Source organism: Micromonospora chaiyaphumensis, from assembly GCF_900091435.1.
Classification (GTDB): domain Bacteria; phylum Actinomycetota; class Actinomycetes; order Mycobacteriales; family Micromonosporaceae; genus Micromonospora; species Micromonospora chaiyaphumensis.
The window spans coordinates 123,240-149,926 of the sequence record NZ_FMCS01000006.1; the positions used below are offsets into that span (position 1 = coordinate 123,240).

Below are 26,687 nucleotides of genomic sequence, written 5' to 3' on the forward strand. Positions count from 1 at the left end.
GCCGCTGACTTCCATGGGTGCGCCGGACCGCGCTGTCCACCGCGGGAAGTATCGCGTAGGAGCGCGCGGCGGACACAACCGACCCGGGAACCGCTCACCGTTCGTCCAGGCTGTCCGGCACCAGGACGGTGATCAGCCAGGTCACCACGGCCATAACGATGGCGCCCCAGAACGCGGCCCAGAAGCCGTTGACGTGGAACGACAGGTCCAGCCCGCGGGCGATCCAGTCGGTGAGCAGGAACAGCAGTGCGTTGACCACGAGCGCGAACAGGCCGAGCGTGAGCAGGTAGAACACGCATCCGATCACCTTGATGACCGGCTTCAGCAGGGCGTTGACCGCGCCGAAGATGAGCGCCACCACGACCAGGGTGAACGCCGTGTTGAAACCGTTGTGGCCGGTCACCTCCACGCCGGGCACGACCAGCGTGGTGATCCACAGCGCGACCGCGGTGATGGCCAGCCGGATCAGGAAGCCCACCCCACCATCCTGGCACCGAGGGCTCGCACCGGACGGCACAATCGCCGATCCACCGTTCCACCCGCTGCCGAGCGGGGACCCGGGTCAGCCCGTACGGTGTGGTGGTGACTGTCCGCACCGAGATCCAGGGAGGGACGATGGGTCAGCCCGACGAGGACTTCGCCCCGAGCGACCACCTCGCTCCGGAGGAGCGGGACCTGGAGGCGGAGCCGGCCGACGCGGTCGAGCAGGCCGTGGCGGTCACCCCCGACGACGGCGACGGCGAGCCGCAGCGAGGGCTCGAGGTCGACGACTGGGACGCCATGGAACAGGCCCGGGTGGTCACCGCCGACGAGGACGACTACCGCTGAGCCGCGCGGGGCGGGGGCCGTGCCCCCGCCCCGCCTCAGCGCAGGGTGGTGACCTGCTTCGGGTGCGCGGCGGTCCACTCGGCGAGCCGGTCGCCGCGCAGCGCGTCGAGGAAACCCGGCGCCAGGGCGGAGTCGAGCCGGAACCCGTACGGCAGTTCCTTCGTTCCCCCGTGGCGGACCGGCAGGCCGACCGCGACCGGCTCGGCGGTGGCCGCCGTCCCGGCCGCCGCGAGCAGGGCCGGCAGGGACGACTCCCCGGTGTCGGTCACCACGCCCGAGCCGACCTTCGTGATCAGCCGGCTGAGCAGGACCGGGTTGGTCAGCACCCCCTGCTCCCGGATCCGGTGGAGCAGTCCGGCCGCGTACCGGGCGGCGTTGCGGTCCCGGTCCAGGGCGCCGTCGGGCATGTTGTACCGCTGGCGGAGCACGTCCACCGCGGCGGAACCGTCGAGCCGTTGGCAGCCGGCGGGGTAGGTCCGCCGCGTGTGGTGCGAGCGGATCTCGGCCGGCAGGCACATCGATACGCCACCGACCGCGTCGGTGAGTTCGCGGGTCGCCCGGTAGGTGAGGACCGCGCCGGCGTCGATCCGTACGCCGGTGAGCTGGGCGACCGCCTGTCGGGTCGCCTGGTAGCCCGCGGTCAGATCCGTCCCGGCGGCGAGGGAGGCGTTGAGCTTGCCCGTCCCTCGGCCGGTCATCGGCACCACCAGGTCGCGCGGGAGGGCGACCAGGTAGAGCCGGCTGCGGTCTGCCGGCAGGTGCACCAGGAGGATCGAGTCGGCCCGGCGGCTCCCGTCCGTGCCGGCCGCGTCTGCGCCGACCAGGAGCATGTTCAGTGCCCCGCTGGGTGGCGGCGTCGCCGGCGCCGCGATCAGGTTCGGGGTCTCCGCCGGTCGCGGCGCGATCACGGTGAAACCGGCCAGGGCGGCGGCGACCACCGCCAGCGCCGTACCGGCGAGTCGCACCCGGAGGCGGCGGCGCCGGCGGCGGACCACGGCCCGGTCGATGGCGGCCCGGACCGGGCCGACCGCCGGGGCCAGCTCCTCGCGCCGGGCGAAGGCGGCGCGCAGGTCGTCCTCGATCATCAGCAGACCTCCACGTACTCGGCTCGGAGGGTGGCCAGGGCGCGCGAGATGCAGGAGCGGACGGTGCCGACGGCGCAGCCGAGGATCTCCGCGATCTCCGCGTCGGGCAGGTCCTCGTAGTAGCGCAGCACCAGCGTGGCCCGCTGCCGTCGCGGCAGCCGCGACAACCAGGACCAGACCTGGTCACGGTCCACCGCGGACTGCGCGTGGTCGGCCGGGGCGGGCACCCCTTCGTCCGGTTCACCGCGCAGCAGCACCCGGCGCGCCCACGACCCACGCCGCCAGTCGACGAACTGGTTGGTGAGCATCCGGCGCACGTACCGCTCCGGCGCGTCGCTGCGGGCGACCCGGCGCCAGTTGAGCTGGACCCGGACCATGGTCTCCTGCACCAGGTCCTGAGCCTGGTGCGGATCGCCGGTCAGCATGACCGCGTACCGCAGCAGGGCGCCCAGCCGCGCGTCGGCGAACTCCTCGTACGTCACTGCACCTCCCGGTGTCCCGCCCTGTTGACGGGCACGGGCCGCCGGAACATTGCACCGACGCCGATCAACCGTTCGGTCAATATCTTCGGCCCGGCGCCAACCGGGACTGCGCGGCGACTTAAGGAGTCATTAAGCTCCACGGGCTCCACCTGATCATTCACGGGAGGAACCCCCAACCATGCTCACCAACTCCACCCGGCGCTGGCTCGCCGGGTTGGGCGTCGCAGGCGCGTTCATCGCCGCCTCCGCCACCCCCGCCGCGGCCGAGGAACCCGCTGTCGCGCTGGGTCTGTACTTCAACGACACCACCGTCGCCCTCGGCAGCGAGGGCAAGACCGACTCGCCGATCGTGTACGCGAGCGAGCCGACGGTGGTCAACAACCTCACGGTCCGCTACGACTACTCGGGGCTCGCCGGCAAGGCGAAGATCACCCCGGAGATCGAGGGCGACTGCACCACGCCCGAGGAGGGCGTCCTGGTGTGCCAGGAGCACTTCGAGATCGGCATCGACGACTGGGGTATCGCCGGTCTGCTCGCCGTCAACATCGCGCCGGCGGCCGGCGCGAAGGACGGCGACTCCGGCGACCTGAAGGTCACGGTCAGCGCGGACGGCGTCAAGCCGGCCAGCCACACCGCCAAGGTGAAGATCGGCGAAGGCGTGGACCTCGCCGGTGGTCCCGAGGTGACCCGCAGCGCCGCCCCGGGCGGCTCCTTCACCGCGCCGCTCGTGCTGAGCAACGTCGGTGAGACCTCTGCGAAGGGCGCGGTGGTCGTCTTCGACATGGACTACGGCATCCGCACGAGCAAGCACTACAGCAACTGCACGTACGCGGACGACTGGGTGCGCACCTGCCGCTTCACCGACACGACGGTGGCGGCCGGCGAGACCTTCGCCGCTTCGGTGCCGTACGTGCTCGCCAAGGACACCTACGCCCCCGGCGCCCAGTACGGCTACCACAACTGGATGACCGTCGACGAGTTCGACGACTTCACCGCCTACCTGGACAGCCGGAACATCTCCGTCGGCGAGCCGGGTACCGACGAGGCCCTGGTGCTCACCAAGCAGCCGGCCGCGCAGGCGCGGTCCTTCCAGGCCGACCCCAACCCGGAGAACAACTGGTCGGGCATGCAGGTCAAGGTCACCGGCACCAACGGTGTCGACCTGGCCGCGATCGGCGACGAGCTGACCGGCAAGGCCGGTGAGGTGGTCACCGCGACCGTCGGCGTCCGGAACAACGGCCCCGCGTCGCTCGACTTCGGTCGCGTCGGCTCGCCGGTGACCAAGATCGACGTGACGGTCCCGATCGGCACGACCGCCGTGCAGGTGCCGGGCAACTGCTTCCCGATGAAGGGTGACAACGGCGACTGGGAGGAGCCCGGCAAGCCGGGGGCCAAGGCGTACCGGTGCTACCCGGACATCTTCATCGGTGTCGGCGAGGAGCAGACCGTGGAGCTCGGCCTGCGGATCGACAAGGTCATCCCGAACGCCACCGGCGCGGTGGTCATCAACGCCAAGTGCCAGTGCGAGGGCTTCCAGAACGACACCAACCCGGCCAACGACAAGGCCAAGCTCCTCGTGAACGCCGCCCCCGGCGGCGGTGTCCCGGGCGACGGTGGCCAGGGTGGCGGTGGCCAGGGTGGCGGTGACGGCGGCTCGCTGCCGATCACCGGTTCCAACACCGCTCTGATCGCCGGCATCGGCGCCCTGCTGCTCGCCGCCGGCACGGCCGGCTATGTGGTGTCCCGCCGCCGCAAGACCCGCTTCGTCGCCTGACAAAGCACCAAAGGTGCCCCGCCCCCACCCCGGGAGGCGGGGCACCGCCATATCCGGGCCACCCCAAAGGCCCCACCAAGCGCCAGGGGCGGCGGCCGGCCACGACAGGTTTCCGCACCGCAACCACGGAAAACGAATCGACCACCCTGAGAGCATCAGAACCGTGCTGCTGACCCTCACCACGACCCACCGCCCCGCCACCGACCTCGGCCACCTCCTCGTCAAGCACCCGGACCGCGTGCAGAGCTTCGACCTGCCCGCCGGCGCCGCGCACGTGCTCTACCCCGAGGCGGACGAGGCGCGGTGCACGGCGGCGCTGCTGGTCGAGGTCGACCCGTTGAAGCTCGGTGGCGGTCGCCGCCGGCAGGCAGCCACGCCGGACAGCTTCACGCTCGGGCAGTACGTCAACGACCGCCCGTACGCCGCGTCCAGCCTGCTCTCGTCGGCGCTGGCCAAGGTGTTCCGCTCGGCCCTGCGCGGCGAGTCCCGGGACCGTCCGGAGCTGGCCGCCACCGCCATCCCGCTGGAGGTACGGGTGCCGGTGCTGCGCTGCCGGGGCGGCGCCGACCTGGCGGTGCGGGTGTTCGGCCCGCTCGGCTGGGCCGTGGCGGCCACCCCGATCCCGCTGGACGAGGCGTACCCGGAGTGGGGCGACAGCCGTTACGTCGACCTGACGCTGACCGGCACGCTGCGGCTGGCCGACGCGCTCAACCACCTCTACGTGCTGCTGCCCGTGCTGGACGACGCCAAGCACTACTGGGTGGCGCCGGACGAGGTGGACAAGCTGCTCCGGGCCGGTGCCGGCTGGCTGGCCGACCACCCGGAGCGGGGTCTGATCACCCGCCGCTACCTGGCGCACCGGCGCGCCCTCGCCGGAACCGCGCTGGCCCGCCTGGCCGAGCTGCGCCTCACCGACGAGCCGCCGGCCGACGACAGCGTCGAGGGCGGGCCGGCCACCGGCGACGGCGCCGGGAGCGCGCCGTCCGCCGAGACGCCCCGGGCCTCGCTGGCCGTACGCCGGCGGGAGGCGGTGCTGACCGCGCTGCGCGCCAGCGGGGCGTCGCGGGTGCTGGACCTGGGCTGCGGGGGCGGCGCGCTGCTCGCCGCGCTGGTCGCCGACCGGCGCTTCACCGAGGTTGTCGGCACCGACGTGTCGAGTCAGGCGCTCACCCTGGCCGCCCGGCGGCTGCGGCTGGACCGGCTGCCGGAGCGGCAGCGGGACCGGATCCGGCTCTGGCAGTCGGCGCTGACCTACCGGGACGACCGGCTGCGCGGCTACGACGCGGCGGTGCTCATGGAGGTGGTCGAGCACCTCGACCCGCCGCGGCTGCCGGCGCTGGAGGACGCCGTGTTCGGTCACGCCCGGCCCGGCACGGTCATGGTGACCACGCCGAACGTCGAGTACAACGTCCGCTACGAGGGGCTCGGGGCGGGCCGGTTCCGGCACGCCGACCACCGCTTCGAGTGGACCCGGGCCGAGTTCGCCGCCTGGGTGGAGCGGGTGGCCACGACTTACGGCTACACGGCGACGATCAGCGGGATCGGCGACCACGACCCGGAGGTGGGTGCGCCGACCCAGCTCGCCGTCCTGACCAGCACGGAGACCGGCACCCGGAAGGAGGAGACGACCCGATGACCGTCCTGGACATTCCCGAACTCGCCCTGGTGGCGCTGGTCGGCGTCTCCGGCTCCGGCAAGTCGAGGTTCGCCCGGCGGCACTTCCGGCCCAGCCAGGTGCTGTCCTCCGACACGTTCCGCGGCATGGTGGCCGACGACGAGAACGACCAGTCCGCCTCCGGTGACGCGTTCGACGCGCTGCACCACGTGGCCGGGATCCGGCTGCGCCGGGGCCGGCTCACCGTGGTCGACGCGACCAATCTCCAGCCGCACGCCCGGGCCGGCCTGATCGCGGTGGCCCGCGCGCACGACGTGCTGCCGGTGGCCGTCGTGCTGGACGTGCCGGAGGCGGTGGCCTGGGAGCGTACACAGTCGCGGGCCGACCGGACACACGGCCGGCAGGTGCTCAGCCGGATGCAGCGCGACCTGCGGCAGTCGTACGGGCGGCTGGCGCGGGAGGGCTTCCGGAAGGTGCACGTGCTGCGCGGCGTCGAGGAGATCGAGGCCGCCGAGATCCGCTACGAGAAGCTGTTCAACGACCGGCGCGAGCTGACCGGGCCGTTCGACATCGTCGGCGACGTGCACGGCTGCCGCGAGGAACTGGAGGCGCTGCTGCTCCGGCTGGGCTACGCGCTGCACCGCGACGACGCGGGCCGCCCGGTGGACGCGGTGCACCCGGCGGGGCGTACCGCGGTCTTCGTGGGTGACCTCGTGGACCGCGGCCCGGACTCGCCCGGCGTGCTGCGCCTGGTCATGGGCATGGTGGCCGCCGGCCACGCGATCTGCGTGCCGGGCAACCACGAGCAGAAGCTGCTGCGCAAGCTGCGCGGCCGCGACGTGCGGCTCACCCACGGCCTGGCCGAGACGATGGCCCAGCTGGCGTCGGAGCCGGACAGCTTCGTGGCGGAGACGACCGCCTTCATCGACGGCCTGGTCAGCCACTACGTGCTGGACGGCGGCCGGCTCGTGGTGGCGCACGCCGGCCTCAAGGAGGCCTACCACGGGCGGGCGTCCGGGCGGGTGCGGTCGTTCGCGCTCTACGGGGAGACCACCGGCGAGACCGACGAGTACGGCCTGCCGGTGCGCTACCCGTGGGCGCGCGACTACCGGGGCTCGGCCATGGTCGTCTACGGGCACACGCCGACCCCGGAGCCGGAGTGGGTCAACAACACCATCTGCCTGGACACCGGCTGCGTCTTCGGCGGGAAGCTCACCGCCCTGCGCTACCCGGAGAAGGAGCTGGTCGCCGTCCCGGCGGTCAAGGAGTGGTACGCCCCGGCCCGCCCGCTGGTCGCGCCCGGCGCAACCCGGCCGGACACCGTGCTCGACCTGGCCGACGTGACGGGCCGGCGGCACCTCACGCACGCGTACGGGACGCTGACCGTGCCGGCCGAGAACGCCGCCGCCGCGCTGGAGGTGATGAGCCGGTACGCGCTCGACCCGGACCGGCTGGTCTGGCTGCCGCCGACCATGGCGCCCTGCTCGACCTCCACCGTCGAGGGGTTCCTGGAGCACCCGGCGCAGGCGTTCGCCGACTACCGGGCGGCCGGCGCGGACCGGGTGGTCTGCGAGGAGAAGCACATGGGCTCGCGGGCCGTGGTGCTGGTGGAGCGCGAGCCGGGGCGGTTCTCCGGCGGTGCGGTGCACACCCGGACCGGCCGGCCGTTCTTCGGGCCGCCGCTGGACGGGGAGCTGCTGGCCCGGGTCCGCGCGGCGGTCACCGCGGCCGGTCTCTGGGCCGAGCTGGGCACCGACTGGCTGCTCCTCGACTGCGAGCTGCTGCCCTGGTCGGCGAAGGCGGGCGGGCTGATCCGCGAGCAGTACGCCGGGGTCGGGGCGGCCGGCCGGGCAGCCCTGCCGGCGGTCCTCGCCACGCTGGACGCCGCCGCCGGACGCGGGCTGCCGGTGGGTGAGCTGCGCGGCCGGATGGCCGACCGGGCGGCCGAGGTCGAGGCGTACTCGGCGGCCTACCGGGCGTACGTGGGGCGGACCGACGGGCTGCGCGGCGTGACGCTGGCGCCGTTCGCGGTGCTGGCCGGGGCCGGGACGAGCTACGCCGACCGGGACCACGGCTGGCACCTGGCCCTGGCCGACCGGCTCTGCGCCGCCGGCCCGGAGTTCTTCACCCCGACCCGGCGACAGGTGGTCGACCTGGCCGACGAGGCGGCGGTGGCGGCGGCCACCGACTGGTGGCTGTCGCTCACGGCGGCCGGCGGGGAGGGCATGGTGGTCAAGCCGTACGCCGGCCTGGCCGCCCGCTCGCCGAAGGGGTCGCTGCTCCAGCCGGGGATCAAGTGCCGGGGCCGGGAGTACCTGCGGATCATCTACGGTCCCGGGTACACCGGGCCGGGGCAGCTCGCCGGGCTCCGCAAGCGGTCGCTGGGGCGCAAGCGCGGCCTGGCCCTGCAGGAGCACGCGCTCGGGCTGGCCGCCCTGGACGCGCTGGCCGACGACGCCCCGCTCTGGCGCCGCCACGAGCTGGTCTTCGCCATCCTCGCCTGCGAGTCCGAGCCGGTCGACCCGCGGCTGTGACCCGTACGCCCGGTCCGGCGCACCGCCGGACCGGGCCCGGGTACCCTTTGTGGCCGTGGACACAGCAGAGAAGACCCGGGTGCTCTCCGAGAGCGTGGCCCTGAACCCGCTCGACCCGAAGGAGCTCATCCACACGTTCGGGATGATCGGCGTCTGGGCGATCCTCTTCGCCGAGACGGGCCTGCTGGTCGGCTTCTTCTTCCCGGGCGACTCGCTGCTCTTCCTGGCCGGGGTGGCCGCCTCCCCGGTGGCCGACGCGATCTTCGGTGACGGCACCCGGCTCTCGCTGGCGGGCCTGCTGATCGGCGGCCCGCTCTGCGCGATCGCCGGCGCCCAGCTCGGGCACTGGCTCGGCGCGCGCTACGGCAAGCGGATGTTCGACCGCCCCAACTCCCGCCTGTTCAAGCGGGAGTACGTGGAGAAGGCCGAGTACTACTTCCAGAAGTTCGGCCCGGCCAAGGCCGTGGTGCTGGCCCGGTTCATCCCGATCGTGCGCACCTTCCTCAACCCGGTGGCCGGCGTGCTCGGCATGCCCGCCCGCCAGTTCCTCCTGTGGAACGTGGTGGGCGCGATCCTCTGGGTGGACGGCATCCTGCTGGTCGGCTACCTGCTGGCCCACCAGATCTACGAGGCGATCGGCGACAAGATCGACCGGTACATCCTGCCGGTGGTCGCGCTGATCATCCTGATCTCGGTGCTGCCGATCTTCTTCGAGTTCCTCCGCGACCGGCGGGCGCGCAAGCGCGGCGAGGCGGTCGCGGTGATCGCCGCGGCCAGCGCGGCGGGCGCGGTGGACGCGGTCCGGGACGCCATCGACGGCGACGACGACCAGCAGCACCGGCGCGGTGGCCAGCACCGCCGCTGACCTCGAACACACCGAAGGCCGGCCCCCGCTTCGGGAGCCGGCCTTCGACTACGACCTGTCGACCTGCCGGTGGCACGGATGACGGACAGCCGTCACCGTCCAGTGGTGGCGCCACCCCTGGCACGCCACCCGTCGCCGCACTCGTGCGAGGCGGCCACCAACTCGGACACGTCCGGATTCAGCGGGCCTTCTTGGTGGCCCGCTTCCGCGGCGGGGTGAGCAGATCCGCGATCGTGGCGATCGCGGTCGGCACCAGCCGGTAGTACGCCCAGACACCGCGCTTCTCCCGCTCCAGCAAGCCGGCCTCGGTGAGGATGCGCAGGTGGTGGCTGACCGTCGGCTGCGAGAGGCCGAGCGGCGCGGTGAGGTCACACACGCACGCCTCCCCCTCGGGAGCCGACTGGATCAGGCTGAGCAGCCGCAGCCGGGCGGGGTCCGCGAGGGCCTTGAGGACCCCCGCGAGCCGCTCGGCGTCGGCACGTTCGATCGGCTCGCCGGCAAGCGGCGAGATCTGAGGCATGGTCATTTCAGCCAACGCAGTTCCCACGTTTTCCATCCTTCCACCAGCAGCATCGATCCGCCTGCATATCAGCAGATCCGAATCGGCAAACTTTTACGCCACAAGGCCGAGGTCAGCCAACGTATAGGCCGCCCGATAAGGCAGTCCGGCGGCTCGCACCGCGTCGCCGGCGCCTCGATCAACAATAACCGCCACACCCACCACCTCGGCCCCGGCCTCGCGCAACGCCTCGACGGCGGTCAACACGCTGCCGCCCGTGGTCGAGGTGTCCTCGACCGCCAGGACCCGGCGCCCGGCGACGTCCGGCCCCTCGATCCTCCGCTGGAGACCGTGCGCCTTGCCCGTCTTGCGGACCACGAAGGCGTCCAACGGGCGATCGGTCGCGGCCGACGCGTGCAGCATCGCGGTGGCCACCGGGTCGGCCCCGAGGGTCAGGCCGCCCACCGCGTCGTACGCCCAGTCGGCGGTGAGGTCGCACATCACCCGGCCGATCAACGGCGCCGCCCGGTGATGGAGCGTGACGCGACGCAAGTCGACGTACCAGTCCGCCTCCCGACCCGACGAGAGCACCACCCGGCCGTGGACCACAGCCAGGTCAGTGATGAATTTACGCAGGTCGTCGTGGTCCCCCATGGCGATAGAGGGTACTTCGCAAGTCTGGGAGGCGAGCGTCGGGTCCACCCGGGTCAACCCTGCGGGCGACCGACGGGTGGCGATGGCCGACTACGCTGTGCGACCGTCCACGCTGGGCAGCGGGCGGGCATCCCGGCGGCGGGGCACCTGCCGGGCCGCTCCGGGGTCAGCCGCCGGACCGGCCGACCCGGCCGCGGCTGTCCCGGGACACCCCGCGCAGCAGCCGTCGCGGCGCGTGCCGCAGCCCCGCCACGGCCAGCTTGTACTTCCAGCTCGGCACGCTGACCGGCTTGCCTTTACGCAGGTCACGCAGCCCTTCGTCGACGACGTCCTCGGCCCGGAGCCACATCCACATCGGCGTCCGCGACATGTCGATGCCGGCCCGCTCGTGGTAGCCCGTGCGGGTGTAGCCGGGGCAGAGCGCCATCACGCGTACGCCGAGCGGTGCCACCGACTGGCCGATCGATTCACTGAAATTCGTCACCCAGGCCTTGCTGGCCGAGTAGGTCGATCCCGGCATGGGGACACCGAAACCGGCAACGGAAGAGACATTTATCACTGCCCCGTGGCCGCGCTCGACCATCGGGCCGAGCGCCGCGTGGGTCAGCCGGAGCACGGCCAGCACGTTGAGCCGGACCAGCCGGGTCTCGTCCGCGACGGCCGAGCGGACGAACGGGGTGTTGAGGCTGATCCCCGCGTTGTTCACCAGCAGTTCCACCGGCTCGGCGGCCAGCCGGCCCTCCACCGCGGTGCAGCCTTCGTCGGTGGACAGATCCGCGGCGATGGTCTCGACCCGGTGGCCGTGCCGGGCGGTCAGCTCGGTTGCCAGGGCGTCGAGCCGGCCCGCGTCCCGGGCCACCAGGACGAGGTCCCAGCCGTCGGCGGCGAGCCGGCGGGCGAACGCCTCGCCGATGCCCAGGCTGGCGCCGGTGACGAGGGCCCGGCGCGGGGAGGGGGGTGGTGCGTCGGTCACGGGCGGTCCTCGGGGGGTGGGGTCGGCCCGGGCGGGGCCGACGGAGGCGGGGTGGCGAGCGGGCCGGCCGGCGGCCCCCAGGGCGACGGATGCACGTAGGCGGGCGCGGCCGCCACGGGCCCGCTCGGCGGGGTCGGCCCGGCCGGCGGGCGCGGCGTGCGGCGGTGGAAGAAGGCGCCGGCCGACGGCAGCGTCAGCAGGGCGGCCACCACCAGGTAGCCGAGGATCTGCGCCACCGACAGCGCCGCGTTCACCGGGATCCACCAGTCCGGGTAGGCGTCGCCGACCCGGGCCAGCAGGTCGGCGGTGACCCGGTCGTCGGCGCCGAGCCGGAGCGGGGCGGTCCGCTGCCCGACCAGCACCGCCAGGCCGCAGCAGCCGCAGAACAGGCCCAGCCCGGCGACCACCCAGGTGGCCACCCGGGCACCGGCGCGGCCGGACAGCAGGCCGAGGGCGAGCCCGACCAGCAGGAGCGCGACCAGCACGCCGAGCACGGCGGAGAGGACCGTGGAGCCGCGCAGCAGCGACGCCACCCCGTCGATCTCGCCGCCGCTCGCGTCGGTCGTCCGCGCCGCCTCCCGGAAGCGGTCCACCGTGCCCGCCGTGACCAGCAGGCTGGCGACCGCGTACGCCACGGCGCCCACCGCCATCAGCAGCAGCAGCGCCGCCGCCGAGACCACCGCGCCCGGCCGGCGGGGCGGGGCCTGATGGGGGTACGACACGACAGATCCCTCCGGTAGGCGTCGGCTTGCAACCTACTCGGAGGGATCGTCGGCGTCGCTCTTATCCGAACGTCAACTTGCCGATGGCGGCTCGCCGTCCCGGCGCTCCCCGGACTCCGGCGACGGGCCGGTCTGACCCGGCTGCCCGGGAGCGGACTGGCCCGGGTGACCGGGCGTGGTCGGGTAGCCCGGGGCCTGCGGGTAGCCCGGGGTCTGCGGGTAGCCGGGCTCCGCCGGGTAGGCGGCACCCGGGACCGGCGGCTCCCAGCCCTGCTTCGGCTTGCGGAAGAACTCGTTGGCCTTCGGCAGCGCCAGCAGGATCAGGGCGACCAGCAGCGACAGCAGCCCGAGCACGCCGAGCAGCGTGTTCACCGGCGTGTACCAGGACGGCAGGGCGTCGTTGAGGCTGCGCTGGATCTCCTCGGCCGAGGGCCCGTCGCCTCCGGTGTTGCCACCGACGGCCCCGGTGGCGCCGCTGATCAGGCTGCCACCCAGGCAGCAGATGAGGATGCCGCCCAGCACCCAGGTGGTGATCCGGGTGCCGTTGCTGCCCCGGTTGTTGAACAGGCCCAGAACGACCAGGACCAGCGAGAGGACGAGGAGCAGGGCGGCGGTCCCGATGGTGAACCCGACCACGAACGTGCCGACGTCCTGGGCGCCCGTCGTCGTGCCCTCGAACGCCCGCTCGAAGCCCTCGCGCAGCTTGCCGGCGACGGCGATGGTCGCGATCAGGCCGATCAACTGGGTGAGCGCGAAGAGCAGCAGCAGGTAGAAGGACGCCGCCACCACGCCCGGACGCGCGCGGCCCGGCGCCGGGGAGGAATCGGTCATTGACTCTCTCCTTCTCTAGATCAGGCCCACACAGTAGCGGCCCGGACCCATCGACGCCGCGCATCGAAGATCAGCTCGCCGGCACCTCCCCGGCCTCCCGCTGCAGCCGGCGGTACTCGGCGGTCACCACCGCGAGCAGGAAGAGATCCACGCCGAGCGAGAAGACCGCGCCGAACTGGTTGACCGTGAAGCTGAAGATCTGTCCGAACAGCAGGTCCACGAGGAGCGCGAGCTTGAACAGCCGGAAGGCCCGCGTCTGGTCGCTGGGCAGCAGGAGGGCGCCGCGGATGCTCAGCAGCGCGGTGATCAGCGCGGAGACCGAGACCCCGAGCAGGGCACCCCATTCGTCCTGGTCGGGCAGTTGGCCGGTGACCGCGTCGAGCAGCACCCGCAGCACCACCACGAACGGCTCGCCGATCACGTAGAGCACCACCAGGGACACGACCCACCGGTGCGTGGTCACCCAGACCAGGCCGCGGCGGGCCAGGCGGAGCCAGCGGTGCCAGAACCGGAACGGGGGTGTCTCCCGTCGGGGCACCACGTCGAGCAGCCGGACGACCGCCTCCTCGACCTCCGGCCCGCACCCCTGGACCAGGCGCAGCACGGCCGCCCGGCGCCGGGCCGTGAGGCCGGTCGTGAGACCACCGACGACGGTGTACAGCGCGTTCGCCGTGCGCTCCGGCTCGGACAGCCGGGTCCGCCCGCGCAGCGCCTGGGTGATCACGACCAGCAGGGCGAACGCCACGTAGATGATGCTGGCGGCCGGGGCGTAGAAGTAGTCCGTGCCGGTGGTGACGAACTTGCCGACCTCGTCGATGAACAGCCCGAAGCCCATCCCGCCCAGGATCGCGCCCAGGATGCGCGCCACGCTGCCGAGGAAGACCAGCCCCACCCCGAGGCCCGCGGTCATCAGCAGGCCGCCCCAGAGCACGTGCGCGATGTGCAGGCCGCCGCCGCCGAGTTGCGGGAACCCGGTCGCCTGGAGGTACGCCCGGGTGACCAGCACGGTCACCACCCCGGACAGCACGAACGCCTGAAGGTACGACGGCGCCTCCAGTGCCCGGGGCGGTCGCGACCAGAGGGACGGACGGGCGGGCATGGCTACGACGCTAATGCGGTGTCGACCGACGTTCGCCGGGTTTGGCTGCGGGGGTAGGAATGTCGTACCGGCGAGGTTGACTCGGCTCGTGCCTCGTCGTCGGGATCCTGCCGCGCCACAGGTGGTGCATCGCACGGCGCGGGTGGGGCTTCGGTTGACACTTGGGCAGCGACGACGGTGCTTCGGGTTGTTGCGCTCGGCCGGTGACGTGTGGGCGTGTGTCCTGGAGATCAACACGTGGCGGCGTCAGCGACGGAGCGCGCCGCTGGCGGGCTACCAGGAGCTGTGCCGCGAGTTGTCGGCCTCCGGGCCGGGCACGTTCGGGGAATTGGACACGACCGGAGCGCGCTCGGTGTTGCGCCGTTTTTCGGATGCCTGGTTCAGCGCAGCGAAGCGCCGCCGAGAGGGCGACGTGTCGGCGAAGTTCCCGCGGCGCCGGCGCCGGTTGATGCCGGTCCGTTGGCACCACGGCACATTCACCATTGACGGGCACCGGGTGCGCATTCCGGCTACGAGAAGCGCCGCCCCACTGTGGGTGCGGTTGGCACGCGACCTGCCCTACCCGGTCGAGCAGGTCCGGTCGATCACCCTGCTGTGCGAAGGTGGCCGACTCTTCCTCGACGTGACTGCCGAAGTCCCCGTCGCGGTGTACCCGCCTGGTGAGGGTCCGGATCCGGCTCGGACGGCGGGGGTGGATGTGGGAATCATTCACCCTTACGCAGTGGCCGGTCCGGATGGAGAAGGGCTGTTGGTGTCGGGACGAGCGGTCCGCGCCGAGCACCGCATGCATCTCGCGGACACCAAGAGCCGCCGCCGCGCGGTCGCACAGCGGACGCCCAAGCCGGGGCAGGAGGGGTCGCGGCGGTGGCGTCAATACCGCCGTCGGGCGCGACGGGTGGAAGGCCGGCACCGACGCCGGGTGCGTCAGGCTCAGCACGAGGCCGCCCGCACGGTCGTGTCCTGGGCGGTACGCCAGCGGGTCGGCGTCCTGCACGTGGGTGATCCGCGCGGGGTGCTCAACATCGACTCGGGCCGGCGGCACAACCTGCGGCTACGGCAGTGGCAGATCGGCCGACTCTTGCAAATCCTCACCGACAAGGCTGTCCTGGCCGGCATCACCGTTCACCTCGTTGACGAGCGTGGCACCTCCTCCACCTGCCCAGCGTGCCAGCTGCGGGTACCGAAACCTCGCGGCCGGAGCTTGTCCTGCCCGAACTGCGCATTCTCCGGGCACCGCGACCTCGTCGCGGCCGCCACCATCGCCACCCGCACCCCGGGCGGCGGACCCACCACCCCGCCAGCCGCTGTCGTGCTGCCGGTGGTGGTCACGCACCGTCGAGCCGGCCGACACCTTCCCGGTGCCGGCCGGTCCCGACGTGATCCCCGCCGCCCACATCGGGCGGCGCGAGGATCAGTTGGCCCGCGGCGGCCCGCCCCACCACCTACGGGTGGGGAGTCGCTCGCCCACCCGGCGAGGATCCACAACAACCACCGGACACCCGGTGAACGTCCGTGGACGCCGCACTAGTAGCCGCGCCACTCCGCCCGGGCGTACTCCAGCACCCTGGGCTGCAGCAACGTGGAGGCAGGCACGTCCACCCGCGCCCGGTCGGCCGGGAAGGTGGCCGCCGCGGCGAGGACCGCCGGGGTGAGGAACCGCAGCGGCGGCGCGTCCGCGGGCAGCCCCAGCGCGGGCGGCTCGGTGCCCGGGGCGGCGAGCACGAACCCCCAGTCGCCGAAGCTCGGCACGTCCACGTGGTACGGCACGGTGGCGAAGCCCGCCTCCCGGATCGACCGCTCGATCGACCAGTACGACCGCGGCGCGAAATACGGCGAGCCGGACTGCACCACGAGCCGTCCGCCGGGGGCGAGCACCGGCCGGATCAGCGCGTAGAACTCGACCGTGTAGAGCTTGGCGGTGGCCGTCTCGTCCGGGTCGGGCAGGTCGGCGACGACGACGTCGAAGCGTTCCGTGGCGGAGCGCAGCCAGCCGAACGCGTCGACGTTGAGCACCCGGACCCGCGGGTCGTCGAGCGAGTGGCGGTTGAGGTCCCGCAACTGCGCCTCGGAGCGGGCCAGCCGCACCACGGCCGGGTCGAGGTCGACAAGGGTCACCTGGCGCACGTCCGGGTACTTGAGGATCTCCCGCAGCGCCAGCCCGTCGCCGGCGCCGAGCACCAGCACGTCGCCGTGCGGGCCGCGCATCGCCGGGTGGACGAGCGACTCGTGGTAGCGGTACTCGTCGATCGAGCTGAACTGGAGGTCGCCGTTGAGGAACAGCCGCAGGTCGGTGTCGGTGTGCCCGATCTCCCGCACCGACCGGGTCAGCACGATCTCCTGGTAGCGGCTGCGCTCGGCGTGCACCACCGGGTCGCGGTAGAGCTGCTGCCGGGCGGTCACCTCGAAGTCGTGCGCGGTGACCCAGGCGTACCCGAGGCAGAGGGCGACCACGGCGGCGCCGGCACCGAGTGCGACCCGGGCCCGGCGGCCGAGGTCGGCCCGGAAGACGGTGCAGACCAGGGCGAGACCGGCCACGGCGTTGACCGCGCCGACCACGAGCGCGCCCTTGAGCTGGCCGAAGACCGGCATCAGCAGGAACGGGAAGGCCAGCCCGCCGAGCAGCGCGCCGACGTAGTCGGCGGCGAAGAGGTCGGCCACGGCGCTGCCGGCGGACTGCGCGCGGATGCGTTGCAGCAGCACCATGAGCAGCGGGATCTCGGCGCCGATGAGCAGGCCCAGCACGAACGCGGTGCCGACCAGCGCCGGTCCGTAGAGGTCGAGCCAGGCGAACGCGGCGTAGAGGCCGAGCACGGAGAGGCCGCCGAGCAGGGCCAGGGCCAGCTCGATCGCGGCGAACGCGGCCGCCGCCCGGGACTGGAACGGCTTCGCGACCAGCGCGCCGACGCCCATGGCGAAGACCATCACGCCGAGCACGATCGACGCCTGGCCGACCGCGTCGCCGATCAGGTAGCTGCCGAGCGCGACCAGGGCAAGCTCGTACACCAGGCCGCAGGCCGCGCAGACGAAGACCGCGAGCAGGACCGCCGCGCGGGCCGGGCGCCACCGCGGCCGTGCGGGCGCGTCGACGGTCACGCCTTCTCCCGGGTACGCGACTCCGCCGTCTCCGCCCCGGCGCGCTGCGCGGGCACGGCCACCCGGCGCTGGCGACCACTCCGGCTCGGCGCCTCTGGCGCCGCGCCGCGACCCGGAGCAGTCGGCCGGCGGCGCTGCACCACGCCGACGGTGACGAAGAGCGCGGCGAGCAGGAGCAGCCCGACGGTGGCGAGCAGCCAGCCCCAGCGGTCCCGCAGGTAGTCACTGCCGGCGTCGGGCAGCGGGGACGGGCTGCCCGCGGCCGGCACCGGCGTGTCGGCGGGCTGGGCCAGGCCGGCCTCGACGGCGAGCAGCGGCAGCATGACCGCGGCCCGGGTGACCGCCCAGCCGGGGTCGTCGACGAAGACGTCCTCGGTGAGCCCGAGCTGCTCCAGACCGTTCTCCACCCGCAGGAGGTCGAGCGTGTCGATGTCCGGGGAGCCGGTCACCTCGATCCGGGCGAAGTCGTTGCTCTCGCTGCTCTCCGAGACGTAGCCGATGTCGGCCGTCACCTGCACCCAGCGCGGGCAGGCCGGGTTCTCCTCGACGGCGATCCCGTCGCCCAGGTTGGAGCCGACGTTGCGCGGGGCGGCGCCGTAGTCGTAGTAGTCCTCCAGCACCCAGCCGTAGCAGAGGCCCTGCTCGGCGCTGCTCCGCTGGAGGATGGCAACGCTGTCGGCCCGCTCGTCGGCGGCCGGTGCCGGCACCGCGGTGTCCCCGTCGGTGTGGAGCACGCCCACCGCCACGCAGCCGGCGAGGATCAGACCGACGGCCAGCCAGGCGACCCAGGCGGCCCTCTTCTTCGCCGCCGGCTTGCCGGGTGTCATCAGCTGATCGCGGCGGCGATGATCGCGCCGGTCGCCAGGTGCACGACGGCGGAGACCCAGACCGCGGGGTGCGGCTCCGGGTCGACCAGGAGCTCACCGAGCTTGCCGGGGGTGGCCATGTCCAGCAGCAGGAACGCCGCGGCCATGATGACCAGCCCGAGGATCCCGTACGCGGCCGCGCCGACCAGGCCGAGCGCGAAGTCGTCCGCGCTGGCGGCGATCGCGGCGACCACGATGATGCCGACGCCGGCCAGGTTCGAGGCGAGCAGCAGCGCGGCGTTGCGGTTGCGCTCCGCCCAGATCAGCTCGTGCAGCTTGCCGGGGGTGGCGACGTCGACCAGCACGTAGCCGACGGCCATGAGGGCGACGCCGACCACGCCGTAGGCGAGCGTGACGAGCAGATCGGTGAACAGGGTCTGCACAGGGGACTCCAGGATTCGTCGGGTCAGGTCACTTGCCGGAGCCGGGCCCGCCACCGCGGACCGTGCTGCCCCGCCCCCAGCCCCAGTGGCTGCCCACCCGGGAGTGGTAGCGGGGGTACGCGGTGGTCATCCGCTCCAGCAGGATCACCGAGCCGGCGGCGGCGAGCGGCAGGATCACCACCGAGTCGTCGTCGTAGCGCAGGTAGACCCCGCTGCCGTCGACGTACTGGTCGGCCGGCTGCCAGGCGTCGGTGATGTCCTTCGACACCTGGCTCGGCGACCGGTTCGACGTGTACGCGATCGCGTCCGAGCCGAGGTCCCGGCTGGTCGCCCGGGTGTAGCGGTCCTCCACGTAGCCCCGGGGCGAGAAGTTGCCGTAGAAGATCGCGAAGGCGGCGACCACGGCGCCGATGACGGCGAACGCCACCCCCACGACGAACCACCGTCGATACGTCACAGCGCTACCACCGTCTCGGTCAGGACCAGCTCGTTGGTCTGCGGATAGGCGTGCCAGGTGCGCCAGGCCACCGAACCGTCCGGCGGGTCGGGGCGGACGGCGAGCGCCGTGACCGCGTCCTCGTCGCCGGGAAAGACTCCGACCAGCGCGTACGGGTCGTCGGCCAGGTCGGCGCGGAGTGCGGCGACCCGGGTGCGCAGGCCGTCACCCGCCGGCCGGAGCACCGTGGCGGTGAACCGGTAGCCGGCGGTCTCGTCGTGCAGGGCGTCCGGCAGGTGCGGGGGGCGGCCGGGCAGGCAGGCGACCGTCTCGGTGAGGTCGCCGCAGACCACCTGGTGCGAGGCGCCGAGCAGGCGCAGCCGCAGCCGCAGCCCGCCGGGCAGGGTCAGCTCGCGCACGTGCAGGGCGGGGCGTTCGGGGCCGCCGAGGGCGAGGCTCAGATCGGCGGCGCGGGTGTCGACGTACGGGGCCTCCAGGGCGACGAGCACGTTCTAGCCCACCTTCTCCGGCCCACCCTGCGGGTAGATCATCACCTCGGCCCGGTGCACCTGCTCGCCGAGGTTCACCTCCCAGCCGGCCTCCCCGTACGCCTCGAACGAGAGCCGGGCGCCGCCGGGCGCCTGGTAGTCGTGGTAGCGCATGGTGCCGCGCGGGTCGAGGCCGGTGCCCTCGGTGGCGGTGAACTTGGCCTGGCCGGACTCGTCCCAGTTGTAGCGCCGGCCGGCGATCTCCAGGGTCGGCGCGCCGGGGGTGACGGTGGCCGACGGCTCGCTGGTCCAGAGCACCAGCTCCAGGTCCGGCTCCGACTCGACGGAGAGCCAGCGCTTCACCCCGCCGGCGTCGTCGAGCAGGTGCTCGGCCCAGCTCCAGCCGCCCTCGACCAGGTGCACCGAGCCACGCACGGTGTAGGGGACCTGGCGGATCTCCACGATGTCGCCGGGTTTGAGCGCGCGGGGGTCGCCGCGCAGGGCGTCGGCGTCCCGGTCCCGGAACGGGTCACCGGGGGCGGCCTTCGGGCGTGGCGCCGACCGGGCCTTGCGCAGGGCGATCACGGCGATCACGACGCCGGCCACGCCGACCAGGCAGCCCAACGTGGTCACCACGTACGCCAGCGAACCGTTCACGGCCGTCTCCCCCCAAGGTCCATCGGCGGAGACGGTAACAACCCGACGCACGTGCGCCGTAGTGCCGTTCGTCGAGTGACGGCTCAGCTACTGTGCGGTGCCGGCGAGGCGCTCGGCGGCGTACCCGCGCAGGGTGGCGCGGTCCATGAGGCAGCCGCTGAACGTGGTGAACTCGCCGTCGTCGTCGCGCAGCCGCTCCCACGCGGCCCGGCCGGCCGCCGGGTCGACCGAGTCCAGCAGCGTGGCCGCGTACGCCTTCCCGGCCGGCGACCCGTGCTTCAGCAGCCGGTCGACCTTCTTGCGGGCCGCCTCGGGATGTTCCCGCAGCGCCCGCTCCACGTGCCGGTACGCCTCGGTCTCCGGCAGGATCTGCCCCGCGATCCCCACCCCGCCGAAGGCGAGGGTGTCCGCCCGCCGAAGCTCCTCGACGGCCGCGTCCAACTCCCGGTCCTTCTCCCCGATCCCGAACATGCCCCCACTATTTCCCCGGCGGGCCCCCACCGACCCTGTTGATCAAGAAGTTTGCGTCGGCCGGTGTGCCGCAGCCGACGCAAACTTCTTGATCCGCAGTCAGGGGTCAGGCGGCCGTCACCGTCAGGCCGTCCTTGGTGTCCGACAGGTCCACCTGCACCGTGTCGCCGTCGCGGATCTGGCCGGCCAGGAGGGCCTTCGCGAGCTGGTCGCCGATCGCCGACTGCACCAGGCGGCGCAGCGGGCGGGCGCCGTAGATCGGGTCGTACCCGTGCTCGGCCAGCCACACCCGGGCGGCGTCGCTGATGTCCAGCGACAACCGGCGGTCCGCGAGACGGCGTCGCATCCGGTCGAGCTGGATGTCGACGATGGCCCGCAGGTCCTCGCCCTGGAGGGCGGCGAACACCACGATGTCGTCGAGGCGGTTGAGGAACTCCGGCTTGAAGTGCGACCGGACCACCGCGAGCACGCCCTCCCGGCGCTGCTCCTCGGCCAGCGTCAGGTCGCTGATCACCGACGACCCCAGGTTCGAGGTGAGGATAAGGATCGCGTTGCGGAAGTCCACCGTGCGACCCTGGCCGTCGGTGAGCCGGCCGTCGTCGAGCACCTGGAGCAGCACGTCGAAGACGTCCGGGTGCGCCTTCTCCACCTCGTCCAGCAGGATCACCGAGTACGGCCGGCGGCGCACCGCCTCGGTGAGCTGGCCGCCCTCCTCGTAGCCGACGTAACCGGGCGGGGCGCCGACCAGGCGGGCGACGGAGTGCTTCTCGCCGTACTCGCTCATGTCGATGCGGACCATGGCCCGCTCGTCGTCGAAGAGGAACTCGGCGAGCGCCTTGGCCAGCTCGGTCTTGCCCACACCGGTCGGGCCGAGGAAGAGGAAGCTGCCGGTCGGGCGGTCCGGGTCGGCGACGCCGGCCCGGGCGCGGCGGACCGCGTCGGACACCGACGTGACCGCCTCGGTCTGGCCGACGACCCGGGAGCCCAGCGTCTCCTCCATCCGGAGCAGCTTGGCGGTCTCACCCTCCAGGAGCCGGCCGGCGGGGATGCCGGTCCAGGAGGCGACGACGGCGGCGATGTCGTCCGCGCCGACCTCCTCCTTGAGCATCGCGCCGTCGGCCTGGAGCCGGGCCAGCTCCTCCTCGGCCTGCTTCAGCTCGGCCTGGAGGGCGGGGATCCGGCCGTAGCGCAGCTCGGCGGCACGCTCCAGCTCGCCGTCACGCTCGGCCCGCTCGGCCTCGCCGCCGAGCCGCTCCAGCTCCTCCTTGGCGGTGGAGAGCTTGGTGATGTGGCTCTTCTCCAGCTGCCAGCGCTCGGAGAGCGCGGTGAGCTGCTCGCGCTTGTCGGCCAGCTCCTTGCGCAGCCGGGCCAGCCGCTCGGCGGAGGCGGCGTCCGGCTCCTTGGCCAGCGCCATCTCCTCGATCTCCAGCCGGCGCACCGCCCGCTCGATCTCGTCCACCTCGACCGGGCGGGAGTCGATCTCCATCCGGAGTCGCGAGGCGGACTCGTCGACCAGGTCGATCGCCTTGTCCGGGAGGAACCGGTCGGTGATGTAGCGGTCGGAGAGGGCGGCGGCGGCGACCAGCGCGGCGTCGGTGATCCGGACGCCGTGGTGCACCTCGTAGCGCTCCTTCAGGCCGCGCAGGATGCCGATGGTGTCCTCGATGGTCGGCTCGCCGACCAGCACCGGCTGGAATCGGCGCTCCAGCGCCGGGTCCTTCTCGATGTGCTCGCGGTACTCGTCCAGCGTGGTGGCGCCCACCATCCGCAGCTCGCCGCGGGCCAGCATCGGCTTGAGCATGTTGCCGGCGTCCATCGAGCCCTCGCCCTTGCCCGCGCCGACCACGGTGTGCAGCTCGTCGAGGAAGGTGATGACCTGGCCGTCGGAGTTCTTGATCTCCTCAAGCACCGACTTGAGCCGCTCCTCGAACTGGCCGCGGTACTGCGCGCCCGCCACCATGGCGCCGAGGTCGAGCGAGACGAGCTTCTTGTCCCGCAGCGACTCCGGCACGTCGCCGGCGACGATCCGCTGGGCCAGGCCCTCGACGATGGCGGTCTTGCCGACGCCCGGCTCGCCGATCAGCACCGGGTTGTTCTTGGTACGCCGGGAGAGCACCTGGATCACCCGGCGGATCTCCGAGTCCCGGCCGATGACCGGGTCGATCTTCCCCTCGCGGGCGCTCGCGGTCAGGTCGACGCCGTACTTCGCGAGCGCCTGGTAGGTCTGCTCGGGGTCGGCCGTGGTGACCCGCCGGTCCCCACCGCGCACGGTCGGGAAGGCGGCGACCAGGTTCTCCTCGGTGGCGCCGGAGTTCTTCAGCGCGACGGAGACCGCGCCGCCCACCCGGGCCAGCCCGGCCAGCAGGTGCTCGGTGGAGGTGTACTCGTCGCCCAGCGGCCGCGCGATCTGCTCGGCAGCGCCGATGGCGTTGACGAACTCCCGGGCCAGGGTCGGCTCGGCGATGCTGGAGCCGCGCGCCGCGGGCAGGGCGTCGACCGAGCGCTGGGCGACCCGGCGCAGCTCGGCGGGGTCGGCCCCGACGGCGCGCAGCAGGCCGGCGGCGGTCGAGCCCTCGGTGTCCAGCAGCGACAGCAGCAGGTGCCAGGGCTCCACGGTGGCGTGACCGCGCTGGTTCGCCAGCGCGACGGCACCGGTGATGGTCTCGCGGCTCTTGGTGGTGAGTCGTTCCGTGTTCATGGGCTCCCCCGGATCGGCGTGTCCACTGGGAAGGACACAACCAGAGTTGAGTCTATTCCGCTCAACTCCAGCGATGTGACGCCCATCACTGTGGCTGTTTGTCCAGCATGACCCTGATCCAGCGCCGGTTGGCGGTCCAGCCCGTGCCGAGCACCACGTCGTCCGGGCCGCGGGCGGCGATCGTGCCGTCACCCACGACCGTGAGGTAATGCTCCCCGGTGAGCGGCCAGTCCACCCGGTAGTAGCGGCCGCCGGCCACCACGCCCACCCCGTCCGGGCTGGTCACCGCCACCAGCTCGGCCCCGAGCGGCGCCACCGAGCGGGCCTGCGCGGGATGCCCGGCGGCCCGGACCAGGGCCCACTCGAGACCGGCCACCAGCCGCCACAGCGCCGGGAAACCCGTCCGGTCGGGGCGCTCCCCGACCAGCCACACGCCGCCGTCCGGGGCGATCACCACCCGCAGCACGCCCACCTCGTCGCCCCGCCAGGACAGCGGCGTGGGCGCCCAGTGCCGGCCCGCGTCCCGGGACAGCGCGGCGTAGGGGCGGCCGTCGCGCGCGCCGGCCGCCACCACGAGGTCGCCCGAGTGGCCCACGGTGTTCAGCCCGGGTACGGCCGGCTGGGCGGGCAACGGCCGCAGGGTCACGCCGTCCCACTCGGCCACGGCGCCGCGCCCCTCGTCCACCTGGAAGCGGCCCCGCGCGGCCACCAGCGGGGCCGGCTCCGCCCCCGTGCTGTGGACGAAGGTCGCCCCGCCGTCGGTCGACGTGTACCAGCCGTACGGCTCGGAGAGCAGCACGAGCGCCCCCGGGACGGCGTAGAGCTGCTGGCTCGCCGCCACCGGACGGGGGTGCCGCAGGGCTCGCCAGGTACGGCCACCGTCCACGGTGGCGTACAGCAGCGGAGGGTCGCAGCCGCGGCGGGGCGGCGGGTTGTCGCAGGCGGCGACGAAGAGGGCGTAGCCGTGGTCGGCGTCGGAGAACTCCACGAACGGGCGGTCGTACCGGCTGTCGACGGCGACCCGGACGTGGCGTACCTCGTCGAAAGCGACGGCCCGCGACGGCGCCGGCACGGTCGGCGCCGGCCGCGGGGACGCGGACGACCGGTCCGGTGGGTTCCGGCGGACGTCGCCGATCGAGCAGGCGGCGAGGGCCGGCACCAGCAGCAGACCGATACCCGGGAGCATTCGGCGCCCGATCATGGGGCCTCCTCCGCACGGTAGCCTTGCGCGGGTGCGAGTACGTGTCGAACAGACTGCCCTACCGGGGATCGGCGTCCGTCACGATTTGATGACGGAATCCGGCCGGCGGCTCGGCGTGGTCTCCCACCGCAATGGCCGCCGCGACCTGGTCCTCTACGACCCGGACGACCCCGACTCCTGTCAGCACGACATACCGCTGACCGACGACGAGGCGGAGGCGCTGGCCGACATCCTCGGCGCGTCGCTGATGCTCGGCCAGCTCGCCGGGCTGCGCGACCAGGCCGCCGGGCTGCTCACCGAGCAGATCGCCATCCCGGCCGGCTCCCGCTACGTCGGCCGGCCGCTCGGTGACACCAAGGCTCGCACCCGCACCAGCGCCTCCATCGTGGCGGTGCTGCGTCAGGGCGAGGTCATCGTCTCGCCCGATCCCACCTTCCGGTTCCAGGCCGGTGACGTGGTCGTCGTGGTCGGCACCCGGCAGGGGCTCGACGGCGTCACCGCGATCCTCGCCGAAGCCGACCCGGACGGCTGAGGCGCGGATGCACGAAACCACCACGCTGCTCGTCGAGGTCGGCGCGCTGCTGCTCCTGCTCGGCCTGCTCGGCCGCCTCAGCCGCCGCTTCGGTGTCTCACCCATCCCCCTCTACCTGCTCGCCGGCCTCGCCTTCGGTCACGGCGGCCTGCTGCCGCTCAACGCCAGCGAGGAGTTCTTCGCCATCGGTGCGGAGATCGGCGTCATCCTGCTGCTCGTCATGCTCGGCCTGGAATACAGCGCCAACGAACTGGTGGGAAACCTCCGCTCGGCCGCACCGGCCGGCCTGATCGACGCCGTGCTCAACGCGCTGCCCGGCTTCGCCTTCGCCCTCCTGCTCGGCTGGGGCTGGGTGGCCGCCGTGGTGCTCGCCGGCGTCACCTGGGTCTCCTCGTCGGGCGTCATCGCGAAGGTCCTCGGCGACCTCGGCCGGGTCGGTAACCGGGAGACCCCGGTGATCCTCTCCGTCCTGGTGATCGAGGACCTGGCGATGGCCCTCTACCTGCCGCTGGTCACCGCGCTGCTCGCCGGGGTCGGCCTGGTCAAGGGCGGCATCGCGCTCGCCGTCGCGGTCCTCACCGTGATCCTCGTGCTGGCCGTCGCGATCCGGTACGGCCACCTGATCTCCGCCGCGCTCTCCGCGAAGGACCCGGAGGCCCTCCTGCTCGGGGTGCTCGGCCTGACCCTGCTGGTCGCGGGCGTCGCGGCCAAGCTCCAGGTCTCCGCCGCGGTCGGCGCGTTCCTGGTCGGCATCGCCCTGTCCGGGCCGGTGGCGCACCACGCCACCGAGCTGCTGTCGCCGCTGCGGGATCTCTTCGCCGCGGTGTTCTTCGTCTTCTTCGGCCTGGTCACCAAGCCGCTGGACATGCCGCCGGTGCTGCTGCCCGCGCTGCTCCTGGCCGTGGTCACCATGGGGACGAAGCTCGCCACCGGGTGGCTGGCCGCCCGCCGGGCCGGAATCGCCGAGCCCGGTCGCTGGCGGGCCGGGTTCGCGCTCACCCCGCGCGGGGAGTTCTCCATCGTCATCGCCGGCCTGGCGGTCGCCGCCGCCTACCCGGTCGAGCCCCGGCTGGCGGCGCTCGCCACCGCGTACGTGCTGATCACCGTGGTGACCGGGCCCATCCTGGCCCGCCTGCCCGACCTGCCCTGGTTCAAGCGCTGGCTGCGCCGGCGCAGCGCCGCCCGGCGGCCGGTGCCGGTGGGAGTGTCCGACTGACCTCGGCCCGGGCCGGGTCGACCGTACGGTCGACCCGGCCCAGCCAACGGTTGCCGAATTGATTCCGGGAAGGTCTACCGCCGCCCCGCGGAACCGCGTTAACGTTTCGGCCCAGCAGCCAGGGTCCGCGGGTGGCCGGTGCCCCCGCCAGCGGAAGCGGAAGGTCGGCCGGTGAGCGTGCAGGAAGAGACGTTCCACGGCTTCGCCAATCCCGTCGACCCCTCGCCCGCCGAGCTGCGGTCGTGGGCCTACCAGCCGGATTCCGTCCCGCTCACCTCGATGCCGCCCGACTGGGACCTGCTGGTCGCCGGGGACCACCTGGTGCAGACGCTCTTCGACCTGGCCATGGACCCGGCCTGCCCGGCCCGCCGGTTCGCCCTGCACTGCCTCTACATCTACGCGGCCGACGGCATCCGGACGAACTTCCGGGCCCACCCGAAGCGCCGCTTCCGCAAGCTCGTCGAGCAGGCCGAGCGGGCCGGCGACGAGCTGATGCGCAACTGGGCGCACAACAGCCGGGTGCTGCTGGCGCGGCCCGACCTCTTCGCCTACCGGGACTGGTGCGAAGGCGGGCTGGTGCGGGAGAACCGGCGGCTCTAGTTCCTGATACCTGACGGCGAACGAGCCGGCACCCCCTCCCTGCGTCACAGCGTCCCGACCCGCACCGTTTACGGCGAACGGGCCG

Annotated in this window: 26 protein-coding genes and 1 pseudogene; 9 read left to right on the forward strand and 18 right to left on the reverse strand. The window is 73.1% G+C overall.

The window, feature by feature from the left end; genetic code table 11:
• Window positions 1–94 precede the first annotated feature (94 nt).
• Window positions 95–478 carry a phage holin family protein gene (locus GA0070214_RS17575; RefSeq protein ID WP_091264416.1) on the reverse strand — a complete coding sequence of 128 codons (384 nt, stop codon included), beginning with the start codon at window positions 476–478 and terminating at the stop codon, window positions 95–97.
• Window positions 479–615: 137 nt separating this feature from the next.
• On the opposite strand from GA0070214_RS17575, the gene GA0070214_RS17580 reads away from it, so the two are divergent.
• Window positions 616–828: a hypothetical protein gene (locus GA0070214_RS17580; RefSeq protein WP_091264418.1), complete on the forward strand. Its 213-nt coding sequence runs from the start codon at window positions 616–618 to the stop codon at window positions 826–828.
• Window positions 829–863: 35 nt separating this feature from the next.
• Here the strand turns inward: GA0070214_RS17580 and GA0070214_RS17585 are convergent, their stop codons facing one another.
• Complete coding sequence (locus GA0070214_RS17585) at window positions 864–1,913, reverse strand: LCP family protein (protein ID WP_091264421.1); 1,050 nt, start codon at window positions 1,911–1,913, stop codon at window positions 864–866.
• Window positions 1,913–2,395, reverse strand: a complete 483-nt coding sequence (locus GA0070214_RS17590) for a SigE family RNA polymerase sigma factor (RefSeq protein ID WP_091264424.1) — start codon at window positions 2,393–2,395, stop codon at window positions 1,913–1,915. Before GA0070214_RS17590 ends, GA0070214_RS17585 begins: the two co-directional genes overlap by 1 nt.
• 178 nt (window positions 2,396–2,573) lie before the next feature.
• Between GA0070214_RS17590 and GA0070214_RS17595 the strand changes: the two genes are divergently transcribed.
• The 4 genes from GA0070214_RS17595 to GA0070214_RS17610 all read left to right on the forward strand — a co-directional run bounded on the left by GA0070214_RS17595 (window position 2,574) and on the right by GA0070214_RS17610 (window position 9,183).
• Window positions 2,574–4,169, forward strand: coding sequence for an LPXTG cell wall anchor domain-containing protein (locus GA0070214_RS17595; RefSeq protein WP_091264426.1), 1,596 nt, complete (start codon window positions 2,574–2,576; stop codon window positions 4,167–4,169).
• Between the two features lie 163 nt (window positions 4,170–4,332).
• Window positions 4,333–5,805 carry a 3' terminal RNA ribose 2'-O-methyltransferase Hen1 gene (locus GA0070214_RS17600; protein ID WP_091264429.1) on the forward strand — a complete coding sequence of 491 codons (1,473 nt, stop codon included), beginning with the start codon at window positions 4,333–4,335 and terminating at the stop codon, window positions 5,803–5,805.
• Window positions 5,802–8,318: a polynucleotide kinase-phosphatase gene (locus tag GA0070214_RS17605; RefSeq protein ID WP_091264432.1), complete on the forward strand. Its 2,517-nt coding sequence runs from the start codon at window positions 5,802–5,804 to the stop codon at window positions 8,316–8,318. The genes GA0070214_RS17600 and GA0070214_RS17605 overlap by 4 nt, the downstream gene beginning before the upstream one ends.
• A gap of 142 nt (window positions 8,319–8,460) precedes the next feature.
• Window positions 8,461–9,183, forward strand: a complete 723-nt coding sequence (locus GA0070214_RS17610; protein WP_341845076.1) for a DedA family protein — start codon at window positions 8,461–8,463, stop codon at window positions 9,181–9,183.
• Between the two features lie 178 nt (window positions 9,184–9,361).
• Here GA0070214_RS17610 and GA0070214_RS17615 read toward each other — a convergent pair whose 3' ends face one another.
• The 6 genes and pseudogenes from GA0070214_RS17615 to GA0070214_RS17640 form a co-directional block, all read right to left on the reverse strand.
• Window positions 9,362–9,739 carry an ArsR/SmtB family transcription factor gene (locus GA0070214_RS17615; protein ID WP_076468717.1) on the reverse strand — a complete coding sequence of 126 codons (378 nt, stop codon included), beginning with the start codon at window positions 9,737–9,739 and terminating at the stop codon, window positions 9,362–9,364.
• Window positions 9,740–9,796: 57 nt separating this feature from the next.
• Complete coding sequence (gene pyrE, locus GA0070214_RS17620) at window positions 9,797–10,336, reverse strand: orotate phosphoribosyltransferase (RefSeq protein ID WP_091265508.1); 540 nt, start codon at window positions 10,334–10,336, stop codon at window positions 9,797–9,799.
• Window positions 10,337–10,502: 166 nt separating this feature from the next.
• Entirely contained in the window at window positions 10,503–11,309 is an 807-nt protein-coding gene (locus GA0070214_RS17625; protein WP_091264438.1) for an SDR family NAD(P)-dependent oxidoreductase, read from the reverse strand.
• Window positions 11,310–11,422: 113 nt separating this feature from the next.
• Window positions 11,423–12,031: pseudogene (locus GA0070214_RS17630) on the reverse strand (hypothetical protein); the annotation flags it as partial.
• Window positions 12,032–12,103: 72 nt separating this feature from the next.
• Entirely contained in the window at window positions 12,104–12,862 is a 759-nt protein-coding gene (locus GA0070214_RS17635) for a hypothetical protein (protein ID WP_091264445.1), read from the reverse strand.
• 70 nt (window positions 12,863–12,932) lie between these two features.
• Window positions 12,933–13,961: a hypothetical protein gene (locus GA0070214_RS17640; protein ID WP_091264449.1), complete on the reverse strand. Its 1,029-nt coding sequence runs from the start codon at window positions 13,959–13,961 to the stop codon at window positions 12,933–12,935.
• Window positions 13,962–13,974: 13 nt separating this feature from the next.
• On the opposite strand from GA0070214_RS17640, the gene GA0070214_RS33040 reads away from it, so the two are divergent.
• Window positions 13,975–15,489: an RNA-guided endonuclease InsQ/TnpB family protein gene (locus GA0070214_RS33040; protein WP_377462994.1), complete on the forward strand. Its 1,515-nt coding sequence runs from the start codon at window positions 13,975–13,977 to the stop codon at window positions 15,487–15,489.
• Here the strand turns inward: GA0070214_RS33040 and GA0070214_RS17650 are convergent.
• The 9 genes from GA0070214_RS17650 to GA0070214_RS32825 all read right to left on the reverse strand — a co-directional run bounded on the left by GA0070214_RS17650 (window position 15,486) and on the right by GA0070214_RS32825 (window position 24,254).
• A complete protein-coding gene (locus GA0070214_RS17650) occupies window positions 15,486–17,054 on the reverse strand; it encodes a polyamine aminopropyltransferase (protein WP_091264456.1) in 1,569 nt (522 codons plus the stop codon). The genes GA0070214_RS33040 and GA0070214_RS17650 overlap by 4 nt on opposite strands.
• Window positions 17,051–17,881, reverse strand: coding sequence for a hypothetical protein (locus GA0070214_RS17655; RefSeq protein WP_091264459.1), 831 nt, complete (start codon window positions 17,879–17,881; stop codon window positions 17,051–17,053). Before GA0070214_RS17655 ends, GA0070214_RS17650 begins: the two co-directional genes overlap by 4 nt.
• Entirely contained in the window at window positions 17,881–18,303 is a 423-nt protein-coding gene (locus GA0070214_RS17660; protein WP_091264462.1) for a DUF350 domain-containing protein, read from the reverse strand. Before GA0070214_RS17660 ends, GA0070214_RS17655 begins: the two co-directional genes overlap by 1 nt.
• A gap of 28 nt (window positions 18,304–18,331) precedes the next feature.
• A complete protein-coding gene (locus GA0070214_RS17665; RefSeq protein WP_091264465.1) occupies window positions 18,332–18,760 on the reverse strand; it encodes a DUF4247 domain-containing protein in 429 nt (142 codons plus the stop codon).
• Window positions 18,757–19,248, reverse strand: a complete 492-nt coding sequence (locus GA0070214_RS17670; RefSeq protein ID WP_091264468.1) for a DUF2617 family protein — start codon at window positions 19,246–19,248, stop codon at window positions 18,757–18,759. Before GA0070214_RS17670 ends, GA0070214_RS17665 begins: the two co-directional genes overlap by 4 nt.
• 3 nt (window positions 19,249–19,251) lie before the next feature.
• On the reverse strand, window positions 19,252–19,884 hold the full coding sequence (locus tag GA0070214_RS17675; protein WP_091264471.1) for a DUF4178 domain-containing protein: 633 nt from the start codon (window positions 19,882–19,884) through the stop codon (window positions 19,252–19,254).
• Between the two features lie 87 nt (window positions 19,885–19,971).
• Window positions 19,972–20,355 carry a hypothetical protein gene (locus GA0070214_RS17680; RefSeq protein ID WP_091264476.1) on the reverse strand — a complete coding sequence of 128 codons (384 nt, stop codon included), beginning with the start codon at window positions 20,353–20,355 and terminating at the stop codon, window positions 19,972–19,974.
• A gap of 106 nt (window positions 20,356–20,461) precedes the next feature.
• Window positions 20,462–23,053: an ATP-dependent chaperone ClpB gene (gene clpB / locus GA0070214_RS17685; protein ID WP_091264480.1), complete on the reverse strand. Its 2,592-nt coding sequence runs from the start codon at window positions 23,051–23,053 to the stop codon at window positions 20,462–20,464.
• Between the two features lie 85 nt (window positions 23,054–23,138).
• Entirely contained in the window at window positions 23,139–24,254 is a 1,116-nt protein-coding gene (locus tag GA0070214_RS32825) for a sialidase/neuraminidase family protein (RefSeq protein WP_139141868.1), read from the reverse strand.
• Between the two features lie 31 nt (window positions 24,255–24,285).
• On the opposite strand from GA0070214_RS32825, the gene GA0070214_RS17695 reads away from it, so the two are divergent.
• The 3 genes from GA0070214_RS17695 (at window position 24,286) to GA0070214_RS17705 (ending at window position 26,602) form a co-directional block, all read left to right on the forward strand.
• The gene (locus GA0070214_RS17695) at window positions 24,286–24,786 is read left to right on the forward strand and encodes a cation:proton antiporter regulatory subunit (protein WP_091264487.1); all 501 of its coding nucleotides are present in this window, start codon (window positions 24,286–24,288) and stop codon (window positions 24,784–24,786) included.
• A 7-nt stretch (window positions 24,787–24,793) separates the two neighbouring features.
• Window positions 24,794–26,002, forward strand: coding sequence for a cation:proton antiporter (locus GA0070214_RS17700; protein WP_091264491.1), 1,209 nt, complete (start codon window positions 24,794–24,796; stop codon window positions 26,000–26,002).
• Between the two features lie 171 nt (window positions 26,003–26,173).
• Complete coding sequence (locus GA0070214_RS17705; RefSeq protein ID WP_091264495.1) at window positions 26,174–26,602, forward strand: hypothetical protein; 429 nt, start codon at window positions 26,174–26,176, stop codon at window positions 26,600–26,602.
• Window positions 26,603–26,687: the final 85 nt, after the last annotated feature.

Excerpts from the sequence above, each read along its gene's own strand:
- GA0070214_RS17580 (WP_091264418.1), top strand. The coding sequence starts at position 616 with ATGGGTCAGCCCGACGAGGACTTCGCCCCGAGCGACCACCTCGCTCCG.
- GA0070214_RS17585 (WP_091264421.1), bottom strand. The coding sequence starts at position 1,913 with ATGATCGAGGACGACCTGCGCGCCGCCTTCGCCCGGCGCGAGGAGCTG.
- GA0070214_RS17595 (WP_091264426.1), top strand. The coding sequence starts at position 2,574 with ATGCTCACCAACTCCACCCGGCGCTGGCTCGCCGGGTTGGGCGTCGCA.
- GA0070214_RS17605 (WP_091264432.1), top strand. The coding sequence starts at position 5,802 with ATGACCGTCCTGGACATTCCCGAACTCGCCCTGGTGGCGCTGGTCGGC.
- GA0070214_RS17610 (WP_341845076.1), top strand. The coding sequence starts at position 8,461 with ATGATCGGCGTCTGGGCGATCCTCTTCGCCGAGACGGGCCTGCTGGTC.
- GA0070214_RS17615 (WP_076468717.1), bottom strand. The coding sequence starts at position 9,739 with ATGGAAAACGTGGGAACTGCGTTGGCTGAAATGACCATGCCTCAGATC.
- pyrE (WP_091265508.1), bottom strand. The coding sequence starts at position 10,336 with ATGGGGGACCACGACGACCTGCGTAAATTCATCACTGACCTGGCTGTG.
- GA0070214_RS17635 (WP_091264445.1), bottom strand. The coding sequence starts at position 12,862 with ATGACCGATTCCTCCCCGGCGCCGGGCCGCGCGCGTCCGGGCGTGGTG.
- GA0070214_RS17640 (WP_091264449.1), bottom strand. The coding sequence starts at position 13,961 with ATGCCCGCCCGTCCGTCCCTCTGGTCGCGACCGCCCCGGGCACTGGAG.
- GA0070214_RS33040 (WP_377462994.1), top strand. The coding sequence starts at position 13,975 with ATGCGGTGTCGACCGACGTTCGCCGGGTTTGGCTGCGGGGGTAGGAAT.
- GA0070214_RS17655 (WP_091264459.1), bottom strand. The coding sequence starts at position 17,881 with ATGACACCCGGCAAGCCGGCGGCGAAGAAGAGGGCCGCCTGGGTCGCC.
- GA0070214_RS17680 (WP_091264476.1), bottom strand. The coding sequence starts at position 20,355 with ATGTTCGGGATCGGGGAGAAGGACCGGGAGTTGGACGCGGCCGTCGAG.
- clpB (WP_091264480.1), bottom strand. The coding sequence starts at position 23,053 with ATGAACACGGAACGACTCACCACCAAGAGCCGCGAGACCATCACCGGT.
- GA0070214_RS32825 (WP_139141868.1), bottom strand. The coding sequence starts at position 24,254 with ATGATCGGGCGCCGAATGCTCCCGGGTATCGGTCTGCTGCTGGTGCCG.
- GA0070214_RS17700 (WP_091264491.1), top strand. The coding sequence starts at position 24,794 with ATGCACGAAACCACCACGCTGCTCGTCGAGGTCGGCGCGCTGCTGCTC.